Annotated in this window: 10 protein-coding genes; 6 read left to right on the plus strand and 4 right to left on the minus strand. The window is 44.9% G+C overall.

Annotation, left to right across the window (positions count from 1 at the left end; all coding sequences use genetic code 11):
- Positions 1-56: 56 nt before the first annotated feature.
- Positions 57-797: a CBM9 family sugar-binding protein gene (locus JN178_RS19275; RefSeq protein WP_202262900.1), complete on the minus strand. Its 741-nt coding sequence runs from the start codon at positions 795-797 to the stop codon at positions 57-59.
- Positions 798-885: 88 nt separating this feature from the next.
- On the opposite strand from JN178_RS19275, the gene JN178_RS19280 reads away from it, so the two are divergent.
- Both JN178_RS19280 and JN178_RS19285 read left to right on the plus strand, forming a co-directional pair.
- Positions 886-1860 (plus strand): ion transporter, encoded by a 975-nt coding sequence (locus JN178_RS19280; RefSeq protein WP_202262901.1) that lies wholly within the window; start codon positions 886-888, stop codon positions 1858-1860.
- A gap of 55 nt (positions 1861-1915) precedes the next feature.
- Complete coding sequence (locus JN178_RS19285) at positions 1916-2821, plus strand: phosphoribulokinase (protein WP_202262902.1); 906 nt, start codon at positions 1916-1918, stop codon at positions 2819-2821.
- Positions 2822-2888: 67 nt separating this feature from the next.
- Here JN178_RS19285 and JN178_RS19290 read toward each other — a convergent pair whose 3' ends face one another.
- Positions 2889-3887, minus strand: a complete 999-nt coding sequence (locus tag JN178_RS19290) for an alpha/beta hydrolase family protein (protein ID WP_202262903.1) — start codon at positions 3885-3887, stop codon at positions 2889-2891.
- 221 nt (positions 3888-4108) lie between these two features.
- On the opposite strand from JN178_RS19290, the gene JN178_RS19295 reads away from it, so the two are divergent.
- The 3 genes from JN178_RS19295 (at position 4109) to envZ (ending at position 7514) form a co-directional block, all read left to right on the plus strand.
- Positions 4109-5206 (plus strand): DUF2855 family protein, encoded by a 1098-nt coding sequence (locus tag JN178_RS19295; RefSeq protein WP_202262904.1) that lies wholly within the window; start codon positions 4109-4111, stop codon positions 5204-5206.
- Between the two features lie 161 nt (positions 5207-5367).
- Complete coding sequence (ompR, locus tag JN178_RS19300) at positions 5368-6090, plus strand: osmolarity response regulator transcription factor OmpR (RefSeq protein ID WP_226431811.1); 723 nt, start codon at positions 5368-5370, stop codon at positions 6088-6090.
- Between the two features lie 98 nt (positions 6091-6188).
- Complete coding sequence (gene envZ, locus JN178_RS19305) at positions 6189-7514, plus strand: two-component system sensor histidine kinase EnvZ (protein ID WP_159625595.1); 1326 nt, start codon at positions 6189-6191, stop codon at positions 7512-7514.
- Between the two features lie 29 nt (positions 7515-7543).
- On the opposite strand, the gene JN178_RS19310 is transcribed toward envZ, so the two are convergent.
- Both JN178_RS19310 and JN178_RS19315 read right to left on the minus strand, forming a co-directional pair.
- Positions 7544-8716, minus strand: coding sequence for an MFS transporter (locus JN178_RS19310; RefSeq protein ID WP_159625594.1), 1173 nt, complete (start codon positions 8714-8716; stop codon positions 7544-7546).
- 96 nt (positions 8717-8812) lie between these two features.
- Complete coding sequence (locus JN178_RS19315; protein ID WP_202262905.1) at positions 8813-11245, minus strand: TIM-barrel domain-containing protein; 2433 nt, start codon at positions 11243-11245, stop codon at positions 8813-8815.
- A gap of 312 nt (positions 11246-11557) precedes the next feature.
- Between JN178_RS19315 and JN178_RS19320 the strand changes: the two genes are divergently transcribed.
- Positions 11558-12046 (plus strand): hypothetical protein, encoded by a 489-nt coding sequence (locus JN178_RS19320; RefSeq protein ID WP_202262906.1) that lies wholly within the window; start codon positions 11558-11560, stop codon positions 12044-12046.
- Positions 12047-12170: the final 124 nt, after the last annotated feature.

Here is a 12170-nt window from a genome sequence, read left to right on the forward strand (position 1 = left end):
ATTGCTTACACAAAAAACGCGGCTTTTATGCCGCGTTTTTATTACCTGGCTAGTTTTTACTTGGCTAGAAGTGTTAGCTCTCCAAATACCGAGGCATCTTTGTAACCAAGGTTCTTATCGCCGTTGACAGGGGTAATCTCATGCGAACCCACGAAGTGCTCTCGGTCGCCACCATCTGCGTCACAATAAGCCAACATAAAGCCCATCTTCATACCCGCTTTCAATGCTACTGGCGTGTTGACTTCACCGTACTGAAAGTCATCACCGAACACACGAATGGCGGTTTCCCAGATGATATGGTGTGGCTTTTTAGCACTGCGTTTCCATACACTTTCTACGTGATCATTAAATAAACGTGGCTTAGATTCTTCACCTTTTGCCGGCCCAATATCAACCACCTGATTATCAAGCGCGACGTGATAAGCAAAAGCATTATAAGTATTGAGATGATCGCCACCAGAGCGGTCAGCATCAATGAAAATTTCTAAACAGTCATCATCCCAATAGCGCTCTAGCGGGTCTGCATAAGTATCAGATAAATGGTCATCTTGAATCTCTGCCAACAGATACAGGGCGTTCTTATTCCACAATAGTTTATAACGCCCCGAAAAGTCATTTGAGGAAGGTGTTTCACCTATCATTACTGAGGTCATGTCGTACCATGGTGCCGTCTGCCATGCACTCTCATGCGCCACCCCATCAATAGTAGGCGCTTGTTGTGTATAGCCCGCCTCGTTGGCCTGCGCGCCGATGGCACACCCTAGAGCCGCAACCGCGAGCATTTTTTTCAAAGTCATTGCGTTATCCTTTTGCCAAGTATCTGTTTTGGCTTGCTACCTAATTATTGGTAGAGTAATAAACACGTATCCATACGCCAAATTTTTTATGTCACTTCAGACCACTTGCTACAACATTCTTACCGCCTCCAGCGATGCCCGTGAACACAAGGCGATGAGCAAAGTCTTCGACTGGGTACTCATACTACTTGTACTTATTAATGTAGCAGCCATGATGTTAGAAACCGTCCCGCAGGTGGCGAAAGTGTGGTCTTACGAACTGCACCTTATCGAAATTGTGTCAGTAATATTGTTTACCATTGAATACGCTTTACGGGTTTACAGTAGCGCTGCCGCGCCCGTCCATGGCAATACAGAGCTTGTACATAAAAGTGTGTGGAAAAGGCGTTGGCAGTATATGAAAAGCCCGATGGCCATCATCGATCTCATGGCCATACTGCCGTTTTATCTCAGTGTATTTATTGCTTTTGACTTGCGCATACTGCGTGTCTTTAGGGTGTTGCGGATACTCAAGATTGGACGCTATTCGCGCTCTATGCAAACGCTGGTCACTGTTATTCGAAATGAATCCCATAGTTTGTTAGCCGCAATCAGCGTGCTGCTGCTATTCACCGTGATTGCCGCAACCTGTATTTATTATATTGAACATCATGCCCAGCCAGAGGTCTTTAGTAGCATACCCGCCTCGCTGTGGTGGGCGTTAGTAACGCTAACGACTGTAGGTTATGGTGACGCTGTGCCCGTTACTGCATTAGGTAAAATTTTTGGCGGCTTTATCACCATCATGGGCATTTGTTTTTACGCGCTTCCCGCAGGCATATTGTCTTCAAGCTACACATCGCAAATGCAGTTAAAACGCGATCGCTTTAAAGATACTGTTCGCACCGCTTTGGATGATGGCATGTTAAGTGCGCATGATATGCACCATATTGAGCGAGTTAGAGAGTTACTTGATCTCGACGAAGAAGAAGCGCACCTCATCATGCGATTGTTGCAGCATCATCATAAAGTCGCAGAAAATACTGGGTCAGATGAACCACATAGTGACCACCATGCCCCTTGATTCTTCACGCACATCAGCTTATAACTAGTAACTGTCATTTCTCAAAAGAACTCCTATGTCTGTCAAACACCCTATTATTGCTATAACAGGTTCTTCTGGTGCGGGTACCACTACCACGACCAATGCCATTAGACACATTTTTAGAAATTTAAGTGTGAATGCCGCTATTGTCGGTGGTGACAGTTTTCATCGCTTTACGCGTCCAGAAATGGAAGTCGAAATTCGCAAAGCGCAAGAACAAGGTAGGCATATTAGTTACTTTGGTCCTAAAGCCAATGATTTTGAGCTATTAGAAACGCTATTTCGTGAATATGGCAGCTCTGGCTCTGGTCAATTTAGACAGTACTTACACACATTTGATGAGGCTGTACCGTTTAACCAAATGCCGGGCACATTTACCCCATGGCAAGACCTACCGCAAAACACCGACTTACTGTTTTATGAAGGTCTACACGGCGGCGTAAAAACCGAAGAAAATGATGTCGCTAAGCATGTTGATCTTCTGGTAGGCATGGTACCCATTGTAAATCTAGAGTGGATCCAAAAAATTGTGCGTGACACCACTGACCGCGGACACTCACGTGAAGCTGTTATGAGTAGTATTGTGCGTGGTTTGGATGACTATTTTCACTACATAACCCCGCAATTCTCGCGTACCCACGTTAATTTTCAACGTGTACCCACCGTTGATACATCAAACCCCTTCAGTGCGCGCGAAATACCTACACAGGATGAAAGTTTTGTCGTGGTGCGTTTTAGACGTGAAATGAAAAACGTCGACTACCCTTACCTGCTTAAAATGATTGATGGCGCCTTTATGTCACGCATTAATACGCTGGTCGTGCCGGGCGGAAAAATGGGCTTAGCAATGGAGCTGATATTAACCCCATTGCTAGAAGATATTCTTAATAAAAAGCGTCGCGCTGGTCATCAAATGGATTGGCTCAGCGCAGACCAATAAAGCACACTTGTCGCGCTAACTGCCACAAATACTAACAGCATCCTTCCCGAGGATGTGATAGCGAAGATTAGCGCCCGGTATAAATAAACTGGAACAGCGTAGGGTAGAGTTGTTGGTGAATTTTTTCGCGGTCAACGCCTTGCGCGTCTCTGCACAATTCAATACCCATTGCTTTGAAGTTGTGCTGACATTTATCAATAAATACGAAATGTCCTGCACCATTTTCTAGTGTATATAAGGCTGCATTGGGAATTGTAGAAGCATAATATTGTGCATGGTTCGCGAAAGGTAAGAAGTCGTTTTGCTTGGCACCAATTATTAGCACCGGTATAGCAATGCTTGATAAGCTTGTTTCTGTTGTCATGGGGCCTGCAGCAGGATCCAACGCGATAACTTTGTTAATCCGAGTGTCTCGGTAATCGTCTTTTGCACCTTCTATTGATATTGTTTGATGCGAAGAATTTTTCACGTATTGGCACCCTAAATCCCCGTCAGAACGTGATGAAGAGCAATATTTTACTCCTTGCTTAGGCGCGTATCTGCCACCTGCTAGAGTGATGACAGTTGAACCGCCTGAAGAGAAACCTATTGCTGTAATATTTTGCCAGTTAATCTTAAGGTTAAATAAATCGAGATTTACTTGGTCGTTGGTTCTATTGCTTTCAAGCAGGTCTACTGCAACTGATACTTCACTGGCCCGTTGCCATATCTTTGAAGCAACGTGAGGGTCGATTGTGTCTGTTCCATAGGCCCAAGATTCTCCAAAATGATTTATTCCGACTGTGACAAACCCTTGTGACGCAGTAGCATATCCAATCCAATTTAATTCTCGCGCTGACCCCATTGCTCCATGGGACAATAATATCGCCTGACTCTGTATTGTATTATCAGCTAAACAAACAGTGGCATTGCCACATTCCTCACCTGCGGGATACCAGAGAGAAATTTTAAGCGGCTGTTGTGTAGTGGGGTTTATGAAATCTATTTCTGTGTAGGATACCTTTGCCTTAGCGATAGCTGAGGCCGATAAAAATAGACAGAAAAGGATTAGAAATGTTTTCATCATTGTTGTTACTCACTAATAAAACCTGTGACTGTGAGGATAACCAGCGCGTGTAAGACGAACATGTGCCAAAAGTCATATTGAGTGTTTGTGAGTGCTTTTTATGTAGTGAGCTGATTTTCTTCCATACACCGTTTCTATAACAATATATTTACAACTGAAAGTCGCAATTGTTTGAAAGCTGAGTCAGTCTAAGGAAAACGAACCTGACAAATGGCAGCTTTATGACCACTATCACCAGTCAACAAATTTGGGTAAATCAACAGTCGCTTGACGATACCAAAGTAGTTAGTGTACCTCTTGATATGAATGCGCTTCAGCCTGACGAAGTGTTGCTAGAAACTGATAGCTTTGGCTTTTCTGCCAATAACATCACCTATGCCGCACTTGGTTTCAAAATGGGCTATTGGGGCTTTTTTCCCACGCAAGAAACTGGCTTCGGTATTGTTCCTGTGTGGGGGTTTGCAACAGTTAAAGCCTCGAACCATCCTGATATTCACGAAGGTGAGAAAGTGTTTGGTTACCTTCCTATGGCAAGCCACTGGGTAATTAAGGCTGGCAAAGTAGCGTCTCATGGCTTTTCAGACATTCACGAACAACGCAAAAGTATCAGCCCTGTGTATGATCAATATCTTCGCTGTGCCAATGACCCCGGCTACAATCCGCAAAGAGAAACATGGCAGCTGAATTTTCGCCCCCTGTACATGACCTCGTTTGTGTTAGATGACTTTGTTGATGATGTATCGCAAGGTGAATCGTTGTTACTGTCCAGTGCCTCTAGTAAAACGGCTCTTGGAACCGCGCAGTTGTTGAAAGATCAGAAAGCGAACCGTGGCGCAACCTACCGTGTTGTAGGGCTGACTTCTGTGGGCAATGTTGACATGGTAAAGGCCACGGGTTGTTATGATGACGTAGTGAGCTATGACGACTTAGCAACGTTAGATAGCAATGACCGCTACTGGTTATTGGATTTTGCAGCCAATGGCACCTTGATTAATAACCTTACTGAGGTGTTAGGTGACAACTTAAGCAAGGTCACGCTCATTGGTGCAACCGACTGGCAAGCCTCAGAAAAACCTAACCCGAAGGCGTTAGATGCAGAGATATTTTTTGCGCCAGCGCGAGTAAAATTGCGTCAGGGCGAGTGGGGACACGAGTTGTTTCTCGCCAAATATGCGAAAGCGTGGCAAGGCTTTGCTCACAAAATTGATACCACCTTTTACGAGCATTCGTGTGCAGGCACTGACGCCATGGTGAAGCTCTATTTAGATACTTTAGCAGGAAAGGCCGATACAAAGGCGCTTAACGTGGTGACCTTTTAAGCCTTCGGTAGCTTTTACAAGCAGTTATTCCCTTATAACTGCTTGTTTTCCCACTATAGACACTATTTGTAACAATCACACCAGAGGTTTTACGTTTTGGTGCTTTTGTATTTCGCGCCTTGTGGTTATAGTGAAAGAAAAATAGCAATAAAGGTATGAGTATGGGTCAGGAAACCTCAAAAATTCTTGTCGTCGATGATGATATGCGTCTGCGTAGCTTATTAGAGCGCTATTTGCTTGAACAAGGTTATCAGGTACGCAGTGCAGCCAATGCGGAGCAAATGGACAGACTGCTGGAGCGCGAGAATTTTCATTTGATGGTGCTTGATCTTATGCTGCCAGGTGAAGACGGCTTGTCTATTTGCCGTCGTTTGCGCCAACAAGAAAATGACATGCCAATTATCATGCTAACCGCCAAAGGTGACGAAGTTGATCGTATCATTGGTCTTGAGATGGGCGCTGACGACTACCTACCGAAACCGTTTAACCCTCGCGAGTTGTTAGCGCGCGCTAAAGCAGTATTGCGTCGCCGAAGCAGTGAAGCGCCGGGGGCACCGTCAAAAGACGTACAAATTATTGAGTTTGGTGATTATAAGCTTAATCTTGCAACGCGAGAAATGACCGCAGGCGACAAACCATTAACGCTCACCAGCGGCGAATTTGCAGTACTAAAATCGCTAGTCACACACCCTAGAGAACCGCTATCTCGAGATAAACTGATGAACTTAGCACGTGGGCGTGATTACAGCGCGCTAGAGCGAAGCATTGATGTGCAGGTGTCACGTCTTCGTAGAATGTTAGAAGCCGATCCCGCTAATCCGCGTTATATTCAAACGGTATGGGGATTGGGCTACGTTTTTGTGCCTGATGGCGAGCAAGTGTAAGTACTCGCAGCCTAACCATGAATAAATAACATGACCTTGTTGTGCAGCACCATGCGGTGTAATACCTCGCACCGCAAATTAATAATAAAAGGTTTGCTATGCGCTTAATACCGAAAAGTGCGTTTGGACAAACCGTCATGCTAATAGGCGTGCTGCTGCTTATTAACCAAATTGTGTCTTATATCTCTGTTACCTACTATTTTATTCAGCCAAGTTATCAACAAATTAACAGCTTACTGGCCACGCAAGTAAAGTCTGTTTTAGCGAATGACTTGCTGGTCACAAACCAAGAAACCCGTGACGAGTATTTTGAGAAAACCCGGGTATTAGTACTTGATGAAAGTGCCGCACGCCAAAATGGTTTAGAAAGTGCCGTTTACTATGGTTTTATGTCATCGCAGGTCAGTAAACAGTTAAACCAACTTGCTGATGTTCGCATTAGCACCACTACCCAAGCCAGTGATGATAGCGCGCCTTATATTGTATGGATCTCGCTAACGCGCTATCCAGAAACCTGGATTTCTATTCCTATTTCAGGTTTAAACGAAGCAAATATATCGCCACTTACCATGTACTTAATGGTTATCGGTATTCTAAGTGTTGCAGGCGGCTGGTTGTTTGTAAGGCGTATGACGCGTCCTTTGCAAGCACTCCAGAAAGCGGCTATTTCGGTAGGTAAAGGTGAACATCCCAAGCCCCTTCGCGAGCAAGGTAGTACTGAAATGATTCAGGTGACACGTGCATTTAACCGCATGAACCAAGGGATCAAACAGCTAGAAAACGACCGTAATATTATGACTGCGGGTATATCGCATGATTTACGCACACCACTAACGCGAATTCGATTAGCCTCAGAAATGTTGCCGGAAGACCAAGACTGGATAAAAGACGGCATTGTGAATGACATTGAAGATATGAACGCCATTATCGACCAATTCATTGATTATGCGCGTTATGACACTGAAGAAGTCACGCAAGAAACCGACCTCAATGCCATTATTGCCGAGCTAGTTCAAGCACGACATTTGGATGAAAAGCACCACATAGAGCTTAAACTCAATGCTATTCCACCGCTGCCTTTACGTCGTATAGCAATGAAGAGAGTGGTGGATAACCTGATTGAAAATGCCTTTAAATATGGCTCTGACGATATTGCCATTAGCAGCTTTTATAACCGCCATGAAAAGCGTGTGTATTGTAAAGTAAGAGACTTTGGCCCAGGCATTCCTCAAGAAGAGCTCGACAGTGTATTTATGCCATTTGCTCAGGGTGATAAAGCCAGAAACTCATCGGGCTCAGGACTAGGACTTGCCATCATAAGACGTATCATTGAGGCCCATGATGGCGAAGTTTCGCTGCGCAATCATCCACACCAAGGCTTGGTAGCAGAGTTCTATTTGCCTTACTCGCCTTTCAAGGACTAGCCGATACCTGCCCTCTACCTTATCGCGCCCTACGCCCGGTGATACTTAATTTTTCGGCTATACCCGTAAGTTGCAAGCCATAAAATACAGCCCCCCAGAGGGATCACCCAAAACGCAGTGGTGAGCGACGCAAAATTTGCCCACAATCCTGTTGAAAAAGACGCCACCTGAACCCCTGTCGAGTTACCAATAATACAGATACCCGACAGCACAGGACCGTTGTCACTGTCGATATTCATTGCAGCAGAAAGTGCCAGAGGGAATAGCCCTCCAAGCCCCAATCCAAGCAGTAAATTACCTGCACCAATGCCGTACATACTCGGCATAAGCTTAAGTGCAAACACCCCTGCTAGAGACGCTGTTGCCATCAATAACATCATGCGATGTACCGATACAAAACGCAGTAAAAATGGGAATACAAGGCGACTAATAACCATACCTGCGGTAAAGCAAGCCAATAAGTTACGTGACTGTTCGCCAGTAAAGCCCAGCCCATTTTGCGCATAGCTTACAAACCAGTTAGCGTTACCAAATTCGACAGCACCATAGCCAAAGGTGAGAAGCGTTAAGAAAATAAATACTGGTTGTTTGATGATTACACCAAATGTCAGTGTCTTTTTCGCTGTTGTTGGCTGACCTTTTAACAGCTTTGCCTGGGAACGCGCGGCAATATAGGTGTAACACGATAACACCATCATCACCCCAGCTAATACCTGAATAGGCAAGCGCCAGCTTTCCTCCATCAAATACAACAACGTCACAAAGAACGACGCCGCAAACGTACCTAAGCTGAACATGAAGTCCATGAGTCCCATCATGGTAAAACGCTTTTCAGCATACATGCGGGCTATTAGCGTATGACCTATGGTGAAAATAGTAGAGCTGACTACACCGATAAGCACAGCCAACACAAGAAACCATTGCCAAGACGTTAACAGCGACACCAAAACCAGCAACAACGTATTCATACCAAATAAGCTGGCAAGCAAGGGCATATATTCAAAACGACTGGCATATTTACCGCCCAGTACAGCCCCAAACAGCATACCTACCGAAAAAAGCGAGAATAACGCACCACTGACCACTTCTGACATAGCAAGGTCTGTCGCGATATCGGGTAGCAAAATACCCCATAAGATAAATAATTTACCTATTAGGAAAAACCCAGCAAATATCACGATGGTGGCGGGAAGTCGGCTCATTAACGCTCCGAAAATGATGTTTATTAGTACGATAAGGTGAAAACAAAAAAGGGCGCTTCACGTGCGCCCTCTGCTGTCTAATGACACTAGATAAGCTTACAAGATTTTAATCTCTACAGGTTGCTGGTAGTCGCACAAAAATGCAAGTGAAAGCGTTTTCCCTTTTTCATTCCATTCACTTGATATTGCCTTCCCGTTCACCAGCACGTGTTGCGGTTTAGTCGTCACGCCGTGAATTACCCACGATAGCTCACGGGTTTTAGGCATGCCAATATAGCTACCATCGCTGGCTATGTTGAGGGTAAGCTCACCGTCACGTGTTGTAGAAGCCGACAAAGCGATAGTGGTAAATAAGCCTTTTTCCACCGTTTGTGGGTTTTTCCCATCATCTTCGTAAAGCTGGTATTGCGCACGTTCAACCGACATATCATGGTAATAATGCAGCGTAAGCTTGCTGGCGTTGTAGTCTTCTGTACGCGACATGTTTTCACTCATCGGCACAAAGCTGCCCGCTTTCACCCATACGGGGAACGTGGCGTCTGTTAGTGGATAGTTAACCACCTTGCCTGCCTTATCACCGTGGTATTTAGTGTCTGAGAAAAAGTCAAACCATACCCCTTCTGGCAAAGTCACTTTCCATTCACTCTGGTTAGGCTCTGTTACCACAGAAACCAAAAACGCGTCGCCCCACATATAACTGCTAGCTTCTTCAAACCATCTGTCTTGATCGAACGACAACGCAAGTGGGCGCATCAACGGTGTACCATGCAATGCGTTTTCAAATGCGAGCGAATAGTTGTAGGGCAACATCGCGTAACGCAGCTTGATAAAGTCACGCGCAATAGATTTTACGGGGTCATCATGAAAAATAGGCTCAGGTGCAATGGCATCTTGGGCATGAGGCCTGAACACTGGCGAGAAAGTACCGAATTGCAGCCAGCGCGTGTAAAGCTCAGGGTCGAAGGTGTCGCCTCCGGCAAAACCACCTAAGTCAGAATGCGTATAGGCAAGACCAAATACACTCATTTGTAATGCAAGTTCAACCTGTGGTTTAAGACCGCCCCAACTGCGGCTTACATCGCCTGTCCAAGGCACCATACCAAAGCGTTGACTACCTAGAAACCCTGAACGCATGAGTACAAAAGGACGTGTATTGGGTTGCAACGCCGTTAGGTTGTTGTATACGGTTTTTGCCCACTGGTGGCCATAGGCATTGTGCACTTCTGCTCCGCTGACTTTTGTGGATTGCCACATGTGCTGAATATCGTCAGGGTGAACTTCTGGCTCGCCAAGATCGCCCCACCAGCCTGCAACGCCCTGTGCAGCTAGCTTTTCATAGAACGACCAAAACCAGTTTTGTCCCTTTTCGCTGAAAACGTCAACCAACCCTGTATTGCCGAAGTAAAAATCGAACGTGTAAGGCGAGCCATCGTCTTTTGCAGCAAGTGCATCGGCCGCAACAGCACTTTCCCATTGTTTAGAGGTAGTGAGTATAAACGGCTCAGTAATCAGCACCGTTTTAACGTCTTGCTCACGAAGACTCGCTATCATGGTTTCAGGTGCCGGAAACGCCTCAGTGTCCCAGCTTAAATTGCCCATATGCCCTTTTACATCTTTACCAAACCAATAAAGGTCAAGTACGACGGCGTCTACAGGAATATCTTGCTGATTGAACTGGTCGACAACATCCATGACCTGCTGCTGAGACTTATAACCAAAGCGAGACGCAAAGTTACCTAACAGCCAACGCGGTGGAAGCGGCTGCTTTCCCGTTACTGCTACGGTAGACGTTACCGTATCTTCTAGGCTTTCACCCAATACCATGATGTAGCTAGCGCGGCCGCCTTGCGCCTTAAACAGCAACTCATCGCTGTTAGTTTTGCCAATATCTAGCTCGCCGGACGCGGTGTTATCAAACAGTACGCTATAATGTTTTGACGACATAACGGCAGACAAACCATAGTACATTTGGTTTGACGATGTGGTGTAGCCATAGTGTGCTTTGTTGTACAACGGCATGCTATGACCACGACGATCCATACCTAAAACCCGCTGGCCGCCACCATAAAGTTTCTCGTTTTCATCTAGCGCAAACGACAGGCTGACGCCGTTACTGGAAATACTTAGTCCGCCTTGCTCTTTCGCGACGATTTTGCCGTTAACAGAATAGCTGATAGCGTGCGTCGCCTTATCAACATGCGCTGCAATATTGTTGAGCTTTAAGGTTAGGGTTGTCGCGGTTTCAACTAGCTCTACATCATTAGCTGTTTTGTTTGTAACATCAGTCAACGCGGGCTCGGGAAGTGCCATAGACGGAAGATTTACGTAAGGCGTACCATTATCATCAGTAAGATACGTTACTTGAAAGCCACTATTGTGCAACGCGCTTATCGTGAAGTCATTGGTATCCGTATCAATATTTAGCGTTGCTTTTTCGAGTGTTACTGTTTGAACTTCGGCTACCGAATTTACCGAGAAAAATGCCAAACCAGCACATGCAAGTGCTATACGCTGTTTCCTGTCTATCATGCTCAAAACCTTTTTTATGCTTCATAGCGAAGCGCACCTAATTGGCGAACCGCACTTAATTAAAGCCTACTTGTGTACGGTGAATGATAGCCAGTGCATTGCTCAACTTAAATAAACATACGTATTCATAATGTTAAATTTGTTAACAACAATTGCTTTATTAATGACTATCTCTTTGGCTCACTTGCTGATATAAAAAGATATATAAATAGGGAGTCTATTAATCATGGAAGAATACTACGTTATGCCATCAACTGATTATGCGCCGATGCCAACCTCACCTAATAAAGTTAATCTAAAGCGAAATAAATAATGCGATGGATGTTATTTTGTGTCATTACATCTTTATTTGGGTTTTATTGCTTTGTCAGATTATTTCAGCCTAGCGCATTTATTCATATTGGAGATAATAGCGTCGCTTTAGCGACAGTGTTTATTGACTCAAGTTGGGACATCCAACAATCGGGATTTGATCGCGAAGAGTTATTTGAGGTTGCCAGTAAACATAATCTCCCTCGAGGCGTTGTGTATTTACATATCCCAGTTATTTATGATGCTCAAAACAAATTAACTCCACCACCAAACAACAAACAAAGAGAGATTCGTATTTTTGATACTTCGCTACTTATCGAAACTGCTCCTCTAGATCCATTTGGCGTGCCTTACACCCTAAGACTTATCTCTATTGATAAACAGAAATACTGGATAAGAGATAGTCATATGGACAGCAAACTTTTTCAGTACAAGGCCGACATCAACTTTACTCCAGTATCTACAAATTGGTTTAGCTCAATGCTCTAACATTAAAGGTGCCACTAAATCAGCTAGTTCTCAAAAGCCTAGTAATACCAATCCGCATAAAAAAGCCCGCAACACGGTGCGGGCAAAACATCGATCACGTTGAGCGTGATGAACGTTGGGAAGG

The sequence above is a fragment of the Alteromonas sp. KC3 genome (assembly GCF_016756315.1).
In the GTDB taxonomy this organism is placed as follows: domain Bacteria; phylum Pseudomonadota; class Gammaproteobacteria; order Enterobacterales; family Alteromonadaceae; genus Alteromonas.